This is a genomic window from Streptomyces sp. NPDC059874 (assembly GCF_042731135.1).
Lineage (GTDB): Bacteria > Actinomycetota > Actinomycetes > Streptomycetales > Streptomycetaceae > Streptomyces.
In genome coordinates this window covers 1,645-18,029 of record NZ_JBHWJY010000036.1, presented here as the reverse complement: position 1 = coordinate 18,029, position 16,385 = coordinate 1,645, and the positions used below count along the sequence as shown (strand labels likewise).

Annotated in this window: 16 protein-coding genes; 4 read left to right on the top strand and 12 right to left on the bottom strand. The window is 73.0% G+C overall.

The window, feature by feature from the left end; genetic code table 11:
• Positions 1 to 15 precede the first annotated feature (15 nt).
• From ACFV9H_RS21345 to ACFV9H_RS21335, 3 genes are all read right to left on the bottom strand, one after another.
• Positions 16 to 522 (bottom strand): hypothetical protein, encoded by a 507-nt coding sequence (locus tag ACFV9H_RS21345; protein ID WP_385400446.1) that lies wholly within the window; start codon positions 520 to 522, stop codon positions 16 to 18.
• Between the two features lie 178 nt (positions 523 to 700).
• Positions 701 to 3,247, bottom strand: a complete 2,547-nt coding sequence (locus ACFV9H_RS21340; protein WP_385400444.1) for a polynucleotide kinase-phosphatase — start codon at positions 3,245 to 3,247, stop codon at positions 701 to 703.
• Positions 3,244 to 4,743 (bottom strand): 3' terminal RNA ribose 2'-O-methyltransferase Hen1, encoded by a 1,500-nt coding sequence (locus ACFV9H_RS21335; protein WP_385400441.1) that lies wholly within the window; start codon positions 4,741 to 4,743, stop codon positions 3,244 to 3,246. The genes ACFV9H_RS21340 and ACFV9H_RS21335 overlap by 4 nt, the downstream gene beginning before the upstream one ends.
• Before the next feature lie 159 nt (positions 4,744 to 4,902).
• On the opposite strand from ACFV9H_RS21335, the gene ACFV9H_RS21330 reads away from it, so the two are divergent.
• Positions 4,903 to 5,667 (top strand): excalibur calcium-binding domain-containing protein, encoded by a 765-nt coding sequence (locus ACFV9H_RS21330; RefSeq protein ID WP_385400439.1) that lies wholly within the window; start codon positions 4,903 to 4,905, stop codon positions 5,665 to 5,667.
• A gap of 168 nt (positions 5,668 to 5,835) precedes the next feature.
• On the opposite strand, the gene mmuM is transcribed toward ACFV9H_RS21330, so the two are convergent.
• Both mmuM and ACFV9H_RS21320 read right to left on the bottom strand, forming a co-directional pair.
• Complete coding sequence (mmuM, locus tag ACFV9H_RS21325) at positions 5,836 to 6,717, bottom strand: homocysteine S-methyltransferase (protein ID WP_385400436.1); 882 nt, start codon at positions 6,715 to 6,717, stop codon at positions 5,836 to 5,838.
• A 15-nt stretch (positions 6,718 to 6,732) separates the two neighbouring features.
• Entirely contained in the window at positions 6,733 to 7,656 is a 924-nt protein-coding gene (locus ACFV9H_RS21320; RefSeq protein ID WP_385400434.1) for an LLM class F420-dependent oxidoreductase, read from the bottom strand.
• Between the two features lie 204 nt (positions 7,657 to 7,860).
• On the opposite strand from ACFV9H_RS21320, the gene ACFV9H_RS21315 reads away from it, so the two are divergent.
• Positions 7,861 to 8,124, top strand: coding sequence for a hypothetical protein (locus ACFV9H_RS21315; protein WP_385400431.1), 264 nt, complete (start codon positions 7,861 to 7,863; stop codon positions 8,122 to 8,124).
• A 159-nt stretch (positions 8,125 to 8,283) separates the two neighbouring features.
• On the opposite strand, the gene ACFV9H_RS21310 is transcribed toward ACFV9H_RS21315, so the two are convergent.
• The 4 genes from ACFV9H_RS21310 to ACFV9H_RS21295 form a co-directional block, all read right to left on the bottom strand.
• A complete protein-coding gene (locus ACFV9H_RS21310; protein WP_385400429.1) occupies positions 8,284 to 8,769 on the bottom strand; it encodes a DUF6099 family protein in 486 nt (161 codons plus the stop codon).
• Between the two features lie 123 nt (positions 8,770 to 8,892).
• Positions 8,893 to 9,279, bottom strand: a complete 387-nt coding sequence (locus tag ACFV9H_RS21305) for a nucleotide pyrophosphohydrolase (RefSeq protein WP_385400427.1) — start codon at positions 9,277 to 9,279, stop codon at positions 8,893 to 8,895.
• Positions 9,276 to 10,571, bottom strand: a complete 1,296-nt coding sequence (locus tag ACFV9H_RS21300; RefSeq protein ID WP_385400425.1) for an ATP-binding protein — start codon at positions 10,569 to 10,571, stop codon at positions 9,276 to 9,278. Before ACFV9H_RS21300 ends, ACFV9H_RS21305 begins: the two co-directional genes overlap by 4 nt.
• A gap of 67 nt (positions 10,572 to 10,638) precedes the next feature.
• Positions 10,639 to 11,034 carry a cell division protein SepF gene (locus ACFV9H_RS21295; protein WP_150259984.1) on the bottom strand — a complete coding sequence of 132 codons (396 nt, stop codon included), beginning with the start codon at positions 11,032 to 11,034 and terminating at the stop codon, positions 10,639 to 10,641.
• Positions 11,035 to 11,190: 156 nt separating this feature from the next.
• On the opposite strand from ACFV9H_RS21295, the gene ACFV9H_RS21290 reads away from it, so the two are divergent.
• Both ACFV9H_RS21290 and ACFV9H_RS21285 read left to right on the top strand, forming a co-directional pair.
• Positions 11,191 to 11,886 (top strand): DUF2470 domain-containing protein, encoded by a 696-nt coding sequence (locus ACFV9H_RS21290; RefSeq protein ID WP_385400422.1) that lies wholly within the window; start codon positions 11,191 to 11,193, stop codon positions 11,884 to 11,886.
• 36 nt (positions 11,887 to 11,922) lie between these two features.
• Positions 11,923 to 12,843 (top strand): NADP-dependent oxidoreductase, encoded by a 921-nt coding sequence (locus ACFV9H_RS21285; RefSeq protein ID WP_385400420.1) that lies wholly within the window; start codon positions 11,923 to 11,925, stop codon positions 12,841 to 12,843.
• 48 nt (positions 12,844 to 12,891) lie between these two features.
• Here the strand turns inward: ACFV9H_RS21285 and ACFV9H_RS21280 are convergent, their stop codons facing one another.
• From ACFV9H_RS21280 to ACFV9H_RS21270, 3 genes are read right to left on the bottom strand one after another with little or no spacing between them, the layout of a single operon-like run.
• Complete coding sequence (locus ACFV9H_RS21280) at positions 12,892 to 13,245, bottom strand: 4Fe-4S binding protein (protein ID WP_385400418.1); 354 nt, start codon at positions 13,243 to 13,245, stop codon at positions 12,892 to 12,894.
• On the bottom strand, positions 13,242 to 14,813 hold the full coding sequence (locus ACFV9H_RS21275; RefSeq protein ID WP_385400416.1) for an FAD-dependent oxidoreductase: 1,572 nt from the start codon (positions 14,811 to 14,813) through the stop codon (positions 13,242 to 13,244). The genes ACFV9H_RS21280 and ACFV9H_RS21275 overlap by 4 nt, the downstream gene beginning before the upstream one ends.
• A complete protein-coding gene (locus tag ACFV9H_RS21270; RefSeq protein WP_385400414.1) occupies positions 14,810 to 16,141 on the bottom strand; it encodes an LLM class flavin-dependent oxidoreductase in 1,332 nt (443 codons plus the stop codon). The genes ACFV9H_RS21275 and ACFV9H_RS21270 overlap by 4 nt, the downstream gene beginning before the upstream one ends.
• Between the last annotated feature and the right edge of the window lie 244 nt (positions 16,142 to 16,385).

The following is a 16,385-nucleotide window of genomic DNA, read 5'->3' as shown; positions in this document are numbered from 1 at the left end:
TGACCTGGCGTCGGCTCAGCGGGGTGTGGTGAGGCCGAGAAGCGCCGTCGGAGTGCCGACGAGCTCCGGGGCGATCACACCCAGCTTGGGGAGCGTGACGTCCGGCAGACCGTAGTTGGCGGCGTTCGGCATCGTCAGCGGAGAGCCGAGGACCGCACCGGGGGTGTGGGCGCGCATGGTCGTGTCCGGCGACGTCAGGGAGCCCTCGCCGTCGGTCGCGGGGTCGCCCAGCAGGTTCGGCACCGGCGTGGAGACGAGGGTCCGGCCGAGGCTGGTGTTGAGCGGGATCGTCGGGAGCAGTGGGGTCGGAAGCATGTCCCCGGTGTGGTGGACCGGCGTGTCCGGCGCACCGACGACCGGCACCGGCACCCCGGTGGCCACGCGCGGGGTGTCCACGCCCAGCGTGGTCTTCACGGCGTCCAGGGGGACACCCACCGGCACCGAGTCGGCCACGGCCGGGGTGGCCGCGCCGGCCGCGGCCATACAGGTCATGAGCGCCGCAATGCTTCCGCGCGCGGTCATCTTCATAGGTGACGTTCCGTCCTTCCAGGGTCGCGGACATTCCGCTGCCCTGGATGAACGATCCCGCCCGGTGGTTTCCCGGCGTTCTCGACGAAAGTTCCCCCATACGACCTAAAGAGCGGCCGCCCGGGTGTCGCGGCTTGACGCCCGGGCGGCTGTCGGCATGGGTCTCTCGACGTCAGAGTCGGGGGTCGACCGGCTCCGATTCCAGGGCGAGCACCGCGAACACGGCCTCGTGGACCCGCCACAGCGGCTCCTCCGCGGCCAGCCGGTCCAGCCCCTCCAGCCCGAGCGCGTACTCGCGCAGCGCGAGCGAGCGCTTGTGCCCGAGGAAGCGCTGACGCAGCCGCTCCAGGTGGTCCGGACGCGTGTACTCCGGGCCGTAGATGATCCGCAGGTACTCGCGCCCGCGCACCTTGACCCCGGGCTGGACCAACCGGCCCTTGCCGTCCCGGGCGTACGCCTGGAGCGGCTTGACGACCATGCCCTCGCCGCCGGCGGCCGTCAGTGCCAGCCACCAGTCGGTGCCGGCCCGTACGGAGTCCTCGTCCGCGGTGTCCACGAGGATCCGGCCGGTGCGGCGCAACAGTCCGGTGCCCGCCGCCTCGTCGGCGGCGACCAGTCGGTCCAGCCAGAACAGCTGCTCGTCGTGGGGTACCGCGGCCAGCGAACGCCCGGCCGCCGCCAGCAGCTGGAACGGTGCGAAGCGCACGCCGTCCAGCCCGTCGGTGGTCCAGCAGTAGCGCCGGTACGCCTCGGTGAAGGCGGCCGCGTCGGCGGCCCGGCCGCGCTGGCGCTCCAGCAGCTCGCCGGTGTCGATGCCCCGGGCGGCGGCCGTCTCCAGGGCGGCGAGCGCGCCCGGGAACACGGCGCCGGAGGCCGCGCCCACGGCGGCGTACTGGTTGCGCAGCAGACCGGTGGACTTCAGCGACCAGGGCAGCAGTTCCCCGTCGATCAGCAGCCAGTCCGTGCCGAGTTCCTCCCAGAGGCCGGCGTCGGTGACCGCCGACCGGAGCCGGGTCAGGACCTCCTCGGTGACCTCGGGATCCTTGAAGAACGGCCGCCCGGTGCGGGTGTAGACGGAGCCGGTGGGGCCGTCCACCCCGAAGCGCTCGCGGGCCGCGTCGGCGTCCTTGCAGACCAGGACGGTGGCGCGGGAGCCCATGTGCTTCTCCTCGCACACGACCTGGGCGATGCCGTCCTTGCGGTACTGGGCGAAGGCCTCGGCCGGGTGCTCCAGGTAGCCGTCCTCCCGCGAGGTCTCGGTCGGAGCCATGGTCGGCGGCAGGTACGGGACCAGCCGCGGGTCGACCGCGAAGCGGCTCATGACCTCCAGGGCCGCGGCCGCGTTCTCCTCGCGCACGTTGACGTTGCCCAGGTGGCGGGTCTCCACGACCCGGCGCCCGTGGACATCGGCCAGGTCGAGCGGACGCCCGTCGTGCCCGCCGGGTGCCTCGGCGGCGAGCGGGCGCGTGGGCTCGTACCAGACCTTCTCGGCCGGTACGTCGACCAGTTCGCGCTCGGGCCAGCGCAGGGCGGTCATCTTCCCGCCGAAGACGGCTCCGGTGTCCAGGCAGATGGTGTTGTTGATCCATGCGGTGTTCGGGACCGGGGTGTGGCCGTAGACCACGACGGCCTTGCCCCGGTAGTCCTCGGCCCACGGGTAGCGCACGGGCAGGCCGAACTCGTCGGTCTCGCCGGTGGTGTCCCCGTACAGGGCGTGCGAGCGGACCCGGCCGGAGGTACGGCCGTGGTACTTCTCGGGCAGGCCGGCGTGGCAGACCACCAGCTTGCCGCCGTCGAGCACGTAGTGGCTGACGAGGCCGCGGATGAACTCCCGCACCTCCCTGACGAACTCCTCCGGCTCGCGCTCCAGCTGCTCGATGGTCTCGGCGAGGCCGTGGGTCCGCTGGACCTTGGAGCCCTTGAGGTAACGGCCGAGCTTGTTCTCGTGGTTCCCCGGCACGCACAGGGCGTTGCCGGACTTCACCATGCCCATGACGCGGCGCAGGACGCCCGGGCTGTCGGGGCCGCGGTCGACGAGGTCGCCGACGAAGACGGCGGTGCGGCCGTCGGGGTGGACCCCGTCCTCGTAGCCGAGCTTGGCGAGGAGGGTCTCCAGCTCGGAGGAGCAGCCGTGGATGTCACCGACGATGTCGAAGGGGCCAGCGAGGTGGGTGAGGTCGTTGAAGCGCTTCTCCAGGACCACCTCGGCGCTCTCGGCCTCCTCGACGGAGCGCAGCACGTGCACCTTGCGGAATCCCTCGCGCTCCAGCCCGCGCAGGGAACGCCGCAGGTCGCGACGGTGGCGCTGGATGACGGCACGGGGCAGTCCGGCCCGGTCGGGGCGGCCGGCGTTGCGCTCGGCGCAGACCTCTTCGGGCATGTCGAGCACGATGGCGATGGGCAGTACGTCGTGCTCGCGGGCGAGCTGGACCAGGCCGCGGCGGGCGTCGGCCTGGACGCTGGTCGCGTCGACGACGGTGAGCCGGCCCGCGGCCAGCCTCTTGCCCGCGATGAAGTGCAGGACCTCGAAGGCGTCCCGGCTGACGCTCTGGTCGTTCTCGTCGTCGGAGACCAGGCCGCGGCAGTAGTCGGAGGAGATGACCTCGGTCGGCTTGAAGTGCTTGCGGGCGAAGGTGGACTTGCCCGATCCGGTGGCCCCGATCAGGACGACGAGGGACAGATCGGTGACGGGAAGTACGCGGTGGTTCTGGGTGGTCATGCTGCCTCGCCCTCCTTCGGGGTGTCGGTGGTGTCGGTGGTGTCGGCGGCGGTGGTGTCGGTCTGGGTGAAGACGGCCATCTGGGTCGGCGGCCCGACCTCGGGGTCGTCGTCGCCGACGGGGACGTACGCGACGTCGTAGCCGTGCCGGTTCGCGACGCCGTCCGCCCAGGCGCGGAACTCCTCGCGGGTCCACTCGAAGCGGTGGTCTCCGTGGCGGACGTGCCCGGCGGGCAGGGTCTCCCAGCGGACGTTGTACTCCACGTTCGGCGTGGTCACGAGCACGGTGCGGGGGCGGGCCGAACCGAACACCGCGTACTCCAGGGCGGGCAGCCGCTCCACGTCCAGGTGCTCGATGACCTCGCTGAGCACCGCCGCGTCGTAGCCGGCCAGCCGCTTGTCGGTGTAGGCGAGCGAGCCCTGCAGGAGCCGTACGCGGGAGCTCTGCCGCTCCCCCATCCGCTCCAGGCGCAGCCGCTTGGCCGCCAGGTTCAGGGCCCGCATGGACACGTCCATGCCGACGATCTCGGTGAACGACACCTCCTTGAGGAGGGCCTGCACCAACTGCCCCTGTCCGCACCCGAGGTCGAGGACGCGGGCGGCGCCCGCGGCCCGCAGGGCGGCGAGGATCGCCTCGCGCCGCTGCACCGCGAGCGGCACGGGCCGCTCTTCGGTGTCACGCGTCTCGTCGACGGCGTTGTCGAGCTCCTCGACCTCGCTGCCGTCGGCCTCCGCGAGACGGACCAACTCCAGCCGCTCCAGGGCGTCCTGGGTCAGCCGCTTGTGGCGGGCCAGGTAGCGAGAGCTGATCAGCCCGTTCTCGGGGTGGGTGGCGAGCCAGCCGTCGCCGGCGCGCAGCAGCTTGTCGACCTCGTCGGGTGCGATCCAGTAGTGCTTGGCGTCGTCGAGCACGGGCAGCAGCACGTACAGCTGCCGCAGCGCATCGGCGAGCCGGAGCTCACCTTCGAGCACCAGCCGCACGTACCGGGAGTCCCCCCACTCGGGGAACCGCTCGTCGAGCGGTACGGGCTCCACGTCCACGATGTCCCAGCCCAGCGGGTCGAACAGCCGGTGCACGAGCTCCGCCCCGCCGCGTGCGGGCAGCGCGGGAATCTCGACGCGCAGCGCCCGCTGCTCCTCGGGCAGCTCCGGCCGTGCGACGCACTGACCCTTCAGCGCACTGCGGAACACCCCGCTGAGCGCGACGGCGAGCAACGAGGAGGCGGCGTACGGCCGGTCGTTGACGTACTGCGCGAGCGCGGCATCGGGCGCCCCGCCCCGACCCTTGCCCTGACCGCGCCGCACGAGAGCGACGGGATCCACCTCCAGCAGCAGGGCCGCCGTGCACCGCTCGGCCGTGGCCTCGGGGTAGAACACGTGGGCGGTGCCGTGGGAGGTGGAGAACGCCTGCGTCTTCTCGGGATGCTTGTGCAGCAGGTAGCCCAGGTCGGTCGCGGGTCGTTCAGGGGAGCCGGTGGTGGAGATCGTCAGGAACACACGTCCGAGTATGGGTCGGCGCTCCCGGCCCGGCCAAAGCGTTTTCCACGGGAAGACCGCAGGTGAGGAATTTGTGCATTTCGTGTGCAGGAGCTGACACATTTTGACATTCTGCTCGGGTTTGAAGATCGTTCGCCCCGTCGCAGATCCTGGAGCCCTGTGTACCCGCAGCAGTACCACTCCTACGCCCCCCAGCCCGTAAGACGCTGGTGGCAGCACCCGGCGCTGATCATCACCTCCCTCATCCTGCTTCCCCCGGCGGGTATCGCGCTGGCCTGGGTGAGCCGGTGGGACCAGAAGAAGAAGATCATCGCGACGGTCCTGTCGGGCCTCTGGTTCCTGGTGCTCGTCCTGTCCCCGGATTCGTCGAAGAAGACGGGCGACGACGCCAAGTCCCCGACGGCCGTCACGGCGACGGCCACGCCCAAGTCCTCGGCGCCGTCACCGACCCCCGCCCCCGTGATGCCCTCGGTGGTGGGCAGTCCCTTCGCCGACGCCGAGAAGACCGTGGAGGCCCTGCTCGACACCGAGTTGACCGCCCTCAGCGTGTACTCGGACGTGAAGCTGCCGACCGACCACACGAAGTGGGTCGTGTGCTTCCAGGAGCCCGCGGCGGGCGCTCCGCTCGCGTCGAAGTCGGTCTCGGCGAGCGTCCACCTCGTCGCGGCCGGTACGACGTGCCCGGCCGAGAAGGGCACCTCCCAGCGCCCGAAGTCCACGCCCAAGCCCACCCCCACCCCCACGCCCACCCCCACGCCCAAGCCGACGGCGGACGACGACTCGGGCAGCGGCGGCGGAGGCAGCGTCTCCTACAGCAACTGCAGTGCGGTGAAGGCCGCCGGCAAAGCCCCCATCCGCCGCGGCGACCCGGGCTATGGCCGGCACCTCGACAAAGACGGCGACGGCATCGCCTGCGAACGTTAGGGGGTCAGCCGGGGTCAGCGGGGTCAGCGGGGCCAGGCGGAGACCCGGGCATCGCGCCGATGGCCGGGTCGCAGTCTCCGAAGGCCACGCGCCGTCCGCCGCCTGGCACGGCTTCCACCAGCACGAGCCCGGTCGGGGCAGCGACTGCGGGGACAAGCACCGGCGCCGCTAGCCGCGGACGTCGGCGCCCAACTCCGCGATGCGATCCGGGCCGATGCGGCAGCAGCCGCCGATGAGGCGGGCTCCGGCACGGCGCCAGGCGGCCGTCGGCCAGGGCGCCTCGCCGGCGGGCGCGTGCCAGGTGCCGGTGGCGGCTTCCCAGACCGAGCCGTCGTTGGGGTAGGCCAGCAGCGGTTTGGCCGTGGTGGCGGCTGCGGCTTCGAGTGCGGGCAGGACGTCCGCCGGGTCGCAGCAGTTGACGCCGAGGGCGATGACCTGCGGGGACCGTGCCGCGAGGGCGAAGGCCTCGGGGAGCGGGGCGCCGGAGCGGGTGCGGCCGCCGGCGACCGTGTAGCTGAGCCAGGCCGGGGCTCCCGTCCGGGCGAGGACCGTCAGCAGGGCCTCGGCCTCGTCCGGGTCGGGGATGGTCTCCAGGGCGAGGACGTCCGGGCCCGCATCGAGCAGTGCCTCGATGCGGGGCTGGTGGAAGGCGACGAGCTCGCGCACGCTCAGCCCGTACCGGCCGCGGTACTCGGAGCCGTCCGCGAGCACCGCCCCGTACGGGCCCACCGAGGCGGCCACCCACACCTCCTGCTCGGCGGCCTCTGCGGCGCGGGCGGCGAGGTCGACGCTGCGGCGCAGCAGGGCTGCCGCCCGGGGGTGGCCGGGGCCGATCTGGTAGCCGGAGGTGATCAGCACCTCGGCCCCGGCCCGTGCGTACGCGGTGTGGGCGGCCCGCACCTGGTCCGGCCGCTCGTCGAGCACCCGGCCCGTCCACAGGCCGCCGGACAGGTCGCAGCCCTGGGCGGTGAGCTGGTTGCTCAGCCCGCCGTCCAGGAGCACGGTCCTGCGGGCGAGGGCCTCGGTGAGCGGGCCGGACGCGCGTGGCACGGAAGTCGCTCCTCCCTAACCGAGCTGGGAAAGGACGCGCGTGGAGATCAGTTCCAGGTGGTCGAGGTCGTCGAGGTCGAGCAGCTGGAGGTAGAGGCGGGAGGAGCCGATGGCCTCGTATGCGCCGATCTTCTCGACGACCTCGGCCGGGGAGCCGGCCAGGCCGTTGGCCTTGAGTTCCTCCACGTCACGGCCGATGGCGGCGGCCCGGCGGGCGACCTCGGCGTCGTCCTTGCCCACGCACACCACCAGGGCGTTGGAGTAGACGAGGTCGTCGGGCTTGCGCCCGGCCTCCTCGGCGGCGGCGCGGACCCGGCCGAACTGGCGCTCGCTGTCCGCGGTCGAGGCGAAGGGCATGTTGAACTCGTCCGCGTAGCGCGCGGCGAGCCGCGGGGTGCGCTTGGCCCCGTGGCCGCCGACGAGGACGGGCACCTTGGCCTGGGCCGGCTTCGGCAGGGCGGGCGAGTTCTCCACCTGGTAGTGGCTGCCCGCGTAGTCGAAGGTGGCGCCGACCTCGGTGGCCCACAGGCCGGTGACGATGGCCAGCTGCTCTTCGAGGCGGGACATGCGCTCCGCCGGGAAGGGGATTCCGTACGCCTTGTGCTCCTCCTCGAACCAGCCCGCACCCAGGCCCAGTTCGACCCGGCCGCCGGACATCTGGTCGACCTGGGCCACCTGGATGGCGAGCACGCCGGGCAGCCGGAAGGTACCGGCCGTCATCAGCGTGCCCAGCCGGATCCGCTTGGTCTCGCGGGCCAGGCCCGCGAGGGTGATCCACGCGTCGGTGGGTCCGGGCAGGCCGTCGGCCGAGCCCATCTTCAGATAGTGGTCGGAGCGGAAGAACGCATCAAAGCCCAGGTCCTCGGTGGCCTTGGCGACGGTCAGGAGGGTGTCGTAGCTCGCGCCCTGCTGGGGCTCGGTGAAAATGCGGAGATCCATACCCCCATCCTGCCCCCGCCCACCCCGGCCGGGTGAATCTTCGTCAACCGGATGTGTCCACCCCCGGCCCCGCCAGTGACCAGCCCGGACGGGGATCGTTTCTCGGACGGAGCCGGACCGCCCGGCCCGCGCGCCGGCGGCCCTTTCGCCGGTGCGTCCACCGCACCCTTCCGCCTCGGAAGGGCCAGGGCCGAGGAGGCCGCCATGTCCCACGAGTCCGTGCCGGAGCCCCATCGACACGCCGGCCAGACCGGACAGACCGGACAGGCAGCACACGACCATGTACGCCAGGAGTCCGCGGTACCCGCCCAGGGCGGCGCGCCGAAGGGCCTGCTCCAGCAGATGGAAGAGCTGATGGCGGCGCTGAACGCCGACCTCTCACAGCTCGACGCCGACCTTCAGTCCTCCACGGAGCGCGCGCCGGCCGCCGGCTCCGAGAGCGAGCGCCCGTCCCACCGGTCGTACTGACCGTGCGGGTCCCGTCGTGCGCGGCGGGACCCGTGCCAACAAGGCCTCCCGGCCAGGCTTCCCCTCATGCTCCGGCCCGGGTCAGCGCCCGGGCGACCGCCTCCCGGTCCCGTCGCCCCGCCGGCCGGACACCCTGTCAGATGCCGGCCGGGCGTCCCGTCAGGCCACTCCCGAGGCGGATCCCCGCTCGCGGACCGTCATGCGCCGCAGCAGCGCCCGTACCCGGTCGCTCGACTCGTCGGCCGCGTCGATCGACTCTATGCACTGCCAGTACAGGGTCTCGTCATCCGTACCGCAGGCCACCCCGACCAGGGCTATGCCCACTTCGCCGAGCAGCGCCTGAAGTCCGAGCAGCGCCTGCCGCACATCCGACACCTTGCTCAACTGCGCTGCCCGCGGCGGACGTTCGGGCGCTCTACCCTCTCCGCGCAGGGCCGCCCGGTCGAGCACCCCACACCCTCTGCTTCCCGCTTCCCCCAGCCCCCGTGCCTCCGATCTCAGCTCCTGCGGCCCGGTGACCGACAGATAGCCTCCTATGCCCTGCGCGAGCGCCTGGGCCTGCCAGGCCTCGCCCACGATGTCCCACGCAGCCCCGCTCTGTGCCAGCGCGTGCCGGCCGGCCGCGATGAGCCGTACCGCATCCATATGCCGTCCCCCGTCCGCACGACATCCCGCCGTTCTCGCCACTACCCAGAGTGAGGGCAACCGGCCAGTAAAGCCAGGGGTATTCGGAAAATGTGGACACAAACGTGATTGTGGATGAGTCCATCACTCCGAAGAGTGACGATTCGGTGTCTGAGGGCCCGCCACGGGGAAGCGGAGCTCGTTCCTCTCGATCTTCGCGGCGAGCGCATCCAGCACATCCACCCCCAGGACCTCACAGAACTGCAGCAGGTACGCGAGCACGTCGGCCACCTCATCGGCCACGCGGTGGGCGGATTCCGGTTTCTCCATGACCTTCGCGGACTGTTCCGGTGTCAGCCACTGGAAGATCTCGACCAGTTCGGCCGCCTCCACGCTGAGCGCCACCGCCAGGTTCTTGGGCGTGTGGTACGGCTCCCAGCCGCGCGCGGCCGCGAAGTCCGCGAGCCGGCGCTGCAGGAGGGCCAGCCGTTCCTCGGGCCGCCGCTCGGCGGGCCCCTGCGTCTCGTTCATGCGGTCAGGTCTACCACCGCGACGCCCGGCAGGCGGCGGGCGGTGTCGGCCGTCGCCTCCCCGACCGCCGCCGCCAGCCGGATGTGGCCGCGGCCGCAGGAGAGCAGGGCCAGGCGCAGCAGTTCGGCGCTCTGCCCGCGGTCGAGGCCGCGGTCGACGTCGTCGGCCAGGACCGTCAGCACCTGCCGCGCGGAGGGCAGTTCGGCGGCGGGATCCACGGCCAGTACGCCCGGTCCGGTCAGCAGGACGAGTGCCAGCGCGAGGAAGCGGAGTTCGCCGGCGCCGAGTCGGGCCAGTTCGGTGGCGGGCCGGCCGGGGCCGCGTTCCAGTACCGCGGTGACGGGGGCGCCGGGGCCGGTGCCGGCGGGGAACCGTACGTCCAGCCCCGCGACGGTGCCCGCGCAGCCGGTACGGGCCGCCTCGGTCAGCAGCGTGTGGCGGGTGCCGCACTCGTGGCGGGTCCGGCGCAGTACGTCGGCCAGGTTGGCGCAGTCCGGCAGCAGGCGGCCCGCTCCGGCCGGGACGGGGGCGCGCATTGCCTCGGGTCGGGGGTCGCAGGGGAACACCGAGCGCAGCGCGACCACCACCTGCTCGGCCGCGGCCAGCACCTGCCGCTGCCCGGCGGTGGATCCGGCGACCCGCAGCGGGAGCAGGGCGGTGCCGAGGCGGTTGTCGGGCAGCGGGGCCCTGGTCACCCCGACGGAGCCGCCGGTCAACCAGGCGGCCTGCACCGAGCGGCGGCCGGGGTCGCGCAGGGCGGTGGCGAGCAGGATCTGCCCGCCCTGCGAGAGCCGTTCGCCGACGATCCGCAGCGTGGGCTCGGCCTGCACGGCGAGGTCGAGCCGGACCGGCCCGGCGGGGCCGTCGACCGTGCAGCCCAGACGGAAACCGCGGCGGCGCTGCGCGTCGGGGACGGCCCGGTCGGGGATGCGGGCCCGGGCGTCGGGGAAGGCCTCCTCCAGCGCGGCGCCGGAACCCAGCGCGGCCAGCGCCCCGTAGGCGGCCAGGACCTGGGACTTCCCACTGCCGCTGGGCCCGGCGAAGAGGGTGACGGGCGCGATCGGGAACACGGCCGCCCGGTGCGCCCCGAAGGCGGAGAGCCGCACTTCGGTGATGACGGCCCGGGGATGCCGCTGAGGCGGTTCGGCGGCGCCGTCGGGGCCGGGCCGCCCGACCGCGGCCGGTGTGCTCCGTGGGGCTGCGGACCGCGCTTCGGTCGGGTGCGAGGGGGCGTCCGCCAACGCGGCGCCCGGGGCGGGGCGGGTCGTCGTCGCGGGCGAGGTGGCGTCCATGCGGCGGACGGTACGGGCCGCCGGGTACCCCTTGGACCCGGCGAACCGTTACCTCGCGCGGACCTTCCTACGATCGGGGGACGGCCGCGGCCGCGATCCCCTCGACCTCGGTCCCGACGGGCGCCAGCAGGAAGACGTTCCGGTCCACCCGGTGCATTCCGCTGCCCAGCCCGAAGACCACGCCACTGCTGAAGTCCAGGATCCGCTTGGCCACTTCGCTGTCCGCCCCGGTGAGGTCCAGCAGCACCGGGATCTGCGCGATCAGGTACTCCGCCACCTCCCGCGCGTCCGCGAAGATCTGAACCCGGATCACCACGAAGCGCCGCTGCTCCGCCGTCGACGCCCCGGGCGCCGTGGGGATCGTGCGGTGGTCCACCCGCGAGGGCCATTCGTTGCGACTGCGCAGGGGGACCACCTGCGCGAGCCCCTCCCACTGTTCGTCGGTGACGTCGTACCTGCTCACCGGGCCGCCTCGGCCGTGCGCTTCTTGTGCATCCCCCCATCCTCTCGTGTTTCACCCGTTCAGCCCAACACCGACACGAGCCACCCCGACTACTCGAAGAAGGACGCATAGGTTAGGTTAGGCATACCTAACTTCCTCGGACGATGGAGAGAGCCGATGCGCATGCCCGGTGCCCGTTCCGCCCCCAGCGACGCCGAGCTGGTCCGGTCCGTCCTGGCCGCCGCCCACTCCATGACGGTGGTCACCGACGGGCTGCACAGCGAGGTCCGCCACCTCGACGGCACCGACCCGATGGGCCGCCTCCACCTGCACCCGGCCGAGCCCGGCGGCCACCACCGGCACCGGCCCGCGATCCGGCTGGAGTTCACCGACGTCGCCCCCACCCCCGTACGCGACCGGGTGCGCGCCCGCGTCACCCTGCTGGGCCGACTGCTCACCCCCTACTCCGACGAGTCGGCCGACTCCACGTGCGTGGAATTCGGCCGGGCCGTCCTGCGGACCGAGCGCGGAACCTCGTACATCGGCCTCGAAGAACTGGACGCGGCCGCCCCCGACCCGCTCGCCACGTTCGAGGCCGGCATGCTCACCCACCTCCAGAGCGACCACCCCGACCTCGTCACCCTCCTGTTGCGCCTGGTCCGGCCGCAGGCCGGCGCCACGGTCGTGCGCGCGCTGCCGGTGGCCATGGACCGGTACGGGATCACCCTGCGGCTGGAGGAACGCCGCGGCCACCGCGACGTCCGACTGCCCTTCCCCTCCCCGCTCGACCACGTCGACCAGTCGGGCGCGCAGATCCAGGCGCTCTTCAGCGCGGCCCGGCGACGCTCGCACCGCAACACGCTGCCGGCCTGAGGAATAGCCTCCCGGGCCGCCCTGTTGGGGTCGATCATGAAAGCCATCACGTACACCGCATACGGAACTCCCGACGCCCTTACGCTCGTTGACGTGCCGCAGCCGAAGGTCGGACCGGGCGAGGTGCTGATCCGCGTCAAGGCGGCCGGCGTCAACCCGGTGGACTGGAAGCTCGCCGCCGGATACCTCGACCCGATCCTCGAAGTCCGCTACCCCGTCATACCCGGCTGGGACGTCGCCGGAGTCGTCGAGGCGATCGGCCCGGACACCTTCGACTACGCCGTCGGCGACGAGGTGTACGGCTATGTCCGCAAGGAGTGGGTGGAGCTCGGCACCTACGCCGAACTGGTCAGCGCCCCGGTCCGCACCCTCGCGCGCAAGCCCCGCGAGCTGACCTTCGAGCAGGCCGCCGGCATCCCGCTGGCCGGCCTGACCGCCTACCAGTCCCTCACCCGCGTCGGCCTCAAGGCCGGCGAGACCGTCGTCATCCACTCCGCGGCGGGCGGCACCGGCTCCTTCGGCGTGCAGATCGCCGTCGCGCTCGGCCTGCGGGTCATCGGCACGGCGGGCGCGCACAACCACGACTACCTGCGCTCGCTCGGCGCCGAGCCCGTGCTGTACGGGGAGGGAGTGGCGGACCGGATCCGCGAGCTGGCCCCCGAAGGCATCGACGCGGGGCTGGACTTCTACGGGGACGGCGCCGTCGAGATCCTCCAGTCGCTGGTCAAGGAGCGCGAGCGGGTGGTCTCCATCGCCGACTACGAGGCCGCCGCCAAGGGGGCGCACCAGCTGTGGGTGCGCCCCGACACCGCCGACCTGACCTTCCTGGCCGAGCTGGCCGACGCCGGCAAGCTCACGGTCAACGTGGAGCACGCGCTCCCGCTCGCCGAGGCCGCCAAGGCCTGGGAGCTGAGCGCCGCGGGCCGCACCCGCGGCAAGATCGTCCTGACGGTCTGAATCCACGTGTGTGGGGGCGGGTCCGCAGCGGACCCGCCCCCCGGGTGCTCAGGAGGTGATGGGCTGCGCCGCCGGTCCCAGTGGCGGCCCGACCGCGCGCAGCGCCCCGGGCGTACGCCCCTCGCCCCAGCCGATCTCGCGCCGGTAGCTGCCCAGCAGCCCCCGGCCGACCAGCCCCTCCTCGTCCCGTACGGCCAGGTCGTCGGGCGCCGGCCGGGTCAGCGGGGACACGAACAGCGCGTCCACCGGGCAGTTGGCCTCGCACAGGAAGCAGGTCTGGCAGTCCTCCTGCCGGGCGAGCAGCGGGATCCCCTCGGGCCCCCGCTCGAAGACGTCCGTCGGACACACCTCGACGCACTTGTCGCAGGCGATGCAGCGCTCCGCCGAGACCAGTTCGATCACGCCGCCGCCTCCGCCCGCGTCCAGACCCGGTCCAACCCGCCCACCGTGATCCGGTGGTGCAGTCTCGGGTCCTGTTCCGGGTGGTCGAGCCTCTTGGCCATGCCCCGCGTCTCGGGCCGGGCGAGCGCGGCCGCGTACATCCACCGCGCGTGCGCCGTCATCGCCGCCGCCTGCCGGACCTTGACCAGGTCCGCGCCCTCCCCGTGCAGGGAGCCGCGCAGTTCGTCCCAGGCCCTGTCGAGGGTGCGCAGGGAGTCGCCCAGCACCTCGCCGCGGCGCAGGTAGTTCTTGTCGTACGGGAGCACGTGCGCCTGTACGAGTTCCACGGCCGCGCGGTGTCCCCCGGCGGGGTCGGGAGCCCCCGTCGGGCGCAAGCCCGCTCCGCCGGCTCCGGTCACGGTGCGGTGTGCGGCCCGCCCCGATCCGAGGGAGAGGGCGTGTCGGGCGGCTCCCCGGCCGGCCCAGCTGCCGGAGGAGATGGCCCAGGCGGCGTTGTGGCTGCCGCCTCCGGTGAAGCCCCCGCAGATCTCCTCGCGGGTGGCCGCGTCCCCGGCGGCGTACAGGCCGGGCACGCCGGTGGCGCAGTCGTCGCCGGTGATGCGGATGCCGCCGGTGCCGCGGACCGTGCCCTCGGCGAGCAGGGTGATGGCGAAGCGCTCGGTGAAGGGGTCGATCCCGAGCCGGTCGAAGGTGAGGAAGAAGTTGGGCTGTGCCCGTCGCATCGCCGTTTGGGCGGTGGCGTCCGCCCGGTCGAGGCGCGCGTACACCTTCGCCCCGGTGAGCAGTTCGCGGGCGATGGCCGAGCGGCCGCCCTGGCTGGCGGCGCCCTCCAGCACGCTGCCGTCCTCTTGGTAGAAGGTGGCGAAGGTGTAGAAGGCGGTCTTGGTGACGGAGGTGCCCTCGGGGGCGATGCCGTAGGCGTTGGAGAACTCCATGCCGGAGAGTTCGGCCCCGGCCTCGGCGGCGAAGAGGGCCCCGTCGCCGGTGTTGGTGTTGGTGCCGAGCGCCCCGCTGAGGAAGGCGCAGCCGCCGGTGGCGAGTACCACGGCGCCGGCCCGGACCCGGTAGTGCTCGCGGGCCTGACGGCGGTATCCGGCGGCGCCGGCGACGGCTCCGTCCGCGTCGGTGAGGAGCTCGGTGACCGGGCTGTGGTCCAGGACGCGGACCCCGGCGCGGCGGACCCGGATGCGCATCCGCCGCATGTACTCGGGCCCCTGGAGACCGTTGCGCAGCGGCTGCCCGTCCGGACCGGTGGGGAACGGGTAACGGCCGTCGGTGGCCAGCTCGTTGATCCGGTCGTAGGTCTCGTCGAGGACCCGGGTCATCCAGCGGCGGTCGGCGAGGTACCCGCCGAGGCCCTCGCGGCTCGCCATGGCCGCTTCGCGGGCGGCGGGCTGGGGCGGGACGTACCAGACGCCGGTGCCGCCGGCGGCCGTGGAGCCGCTCGTACCGCAGTAGCCCTTGTCGGCGAGGACGACCGAGGCCCCGGCCTGGGCCGCCTTGAGGGCGGCCCAGGTGGCGGCCGGTCCGCCGCCGACGACGAGGACGTCGGCCAGGTGGTCGCTCACGCCGGCTCCCTCGTGTAGCGGTTGGCCGGGCGCGGCAGGCCGTAGTTCTCCCGGAGGGTGCGGCCGGTGTACTCGGTGCGGAAGAGGCCGCGGCGCTGGAGGATCGGCACGACGTGGTCGACGAAATCGGTCAGGCCGGTCGGCAGGATGGGGGCCATGATGTTGAAGCCGTCGGCCGCTCCCTGCGTGAACCACTCCTCGAGCTGGTCGGCGATCTGCTCGGGGGTGCCGGCGAAGGTGCGGTGGCCGCGGCCGGCGCCGAGGCGGGCGATCAGCTCGCGCAGGGTGAGCCCGTCGCGGCGGGCGAGTTCGGCGACGAGGGTGAAGCGGCTCTTGTTGCCGTTGACGTCCCGCTCCTCGGGGAGGTCGGGCAGCGGGCCGTCGAGGGGCAGGCCGGTGAGGTCCACGTTCAGCATGCCGGAGAGCTGGGCGAGGCCGTACTCCGGGATCTGGAGGTCGGTGAGCCGCTGTTCGAGGGCCTTCGCCTCGGCCTCGGTGGACCCGATGACGGGGGCGATGCCGGGCAGGACGAGCAGGTCGCTCTCGGCCCGGCCGTGGCGGGCGAGCCTGGACTTGAGGTCCTTGTAGAAGGTCTGGCCGTCGGCGAGGGTCTGCTGGGCGGTGAACACGGCCTCGGCGTACTGGGCGGCGAACTCCTTGCCGTCCTCGGAGGAGCCGGCCTGCACGAGGAGCGGGTACCCCTGCGGGGAGCGCGGCACGTTGAGCGGTCCGGCGACGCCGAAGTGCTCGCCGCGGTGGGCGGCGGGGTGGAGCTTGTCGGTGTCGGCGTAGATGCCGCGCTCCTTGTCGAGGACGATCGCGTCGTCCTCCCAGCTGTCCCAGAGCTTGGTGGCGACGTCGAGGAACTCGCGGGCGCGCTCGTAGCGGCGGGCGTGCTCCAGGTGCTCGTCGCGGTTGAAGTTGCGGGCCTCGTCGACGCTGCCGGAGGTGACGATGTTCCAGCCGGCCCGGCCGCCGCTGATGTGGTCGAGGGAGGCGAACTTCCGGGCCAGGTTGTAGGGCTCGTTGAAGGTGGTGGAGACGGTCGCGATGAGACCGATGTGCTCGGTGACGGCGGCGATCGCGGAGAGCAGGGTGATCGGCTCGAAGCCGCCGAGGGCGTTGTAGCGGGCCTTGCCCCAGAGGGCGACCCCGTCGGCGAAGAAGATCGAGTCGAGCCTGCCGCGCTCGGCGGTACGGGCGAGCTCCTGGAAGTACCGCAGGTCGGTGGCGCGTTCGGGACTGCTGTCGGGGTGGCGCCAGGCGGCGTCGTGGTGCCCGGCGTTCATCAGGAAGGCGTTGAGGTGCAGGGTACGGGGTGCGGTCATGGCTGTTCCTTGGGTTCGTCTGCGGCGCGGGTCGCTCCGCCAGGGGCGTGAACGGTGAGCCGGGGGCTGCCGCCCGGGGGCGGCGCGGGGTCTGGTGCCGGGCAGGGCACGGGGTGGCGGCCCGGGGGCCCGCCCCCGGGGGGCGGGGCGCGGCCGCCCGCGGGGGGTGAACCCCCCCACCCCCGCCGGCGGGGCGCCGGGGCGGCCCCCCCACAGGGGAGATAAAAAAAAAAAAAGCAACCCC

Coding starts and splice junctions, on each gene's coding strand:
- ACFV9H_RS21345 (WP_385400446.1), bottom strand. CDS start 522: ATGACCGCGCGCGGAAGCATTGCGGCGCTCATGACCTGTATGGCCGCG.
- ACFV9H_RS21340 (WP_385400444.1), bottom strand. CDS start 3,247: ATGACCACCCAGAACCACCGCGTACTTCCCGTCACCGATCTGTCCCTC.
- ACFV9H_RS21320 (WP_385400434.1), bottom strand. CDS start 7,656: ATGGATCTCCGCATTTTCACCGAGCCCCAGCAGGGCGCGAGCTACGAC.
- ACFV9H_RS21315 (WP_385400431.1), top strand. CDS start 7,861: ATGTCCCACGAGTCCGTGCCGGAGCCCCATCGACACGCCGGCCAGACC.
- ACFV9H_RS21310 (WP_385400429.1), bottom strand. CDS start 8,769: ATGGATGCGGTACGGCTCATCGCGGCCGGCCGGCACGCGCTGGCACAG.
- ACFV9H_RS21305 (WP_385400427.1), bottom strand. CDS start 9,279: ATGAACGAGACGCAGGGGCCCGCCGAGCGGCGGCCCGAGGAACGGCTG.
- ACFV9H_RS21300 (WP_385400425.1), bottom strand. CDS start 10,571: ATGGACGCCACCTCGCCCGCGACGACGACCCGCCCCGCCCCGGGCGCC.
- ACFV9H_RS21290 (WP_385400422.1), top strand. CDS start 11,191: ATGCGCATGCCCGGTGCCCGTTCCGCCCCCAGCGACGCCGAGCTGGTC.
- ACFV9H_RS21285 (WP_385400420.1), top strand. CDS start 11,923: ATGAAAGCCATCACGTACACCGCATACGGAACTCCCGACGCCCTTACG.
- ACFV9H_RS21270 (WP_385400414.1), bottom strand. CDS start 16,141: ATGACCGCACCCCGTACCCTGCACCTCAACGCCTTCCTGATGAACGCC.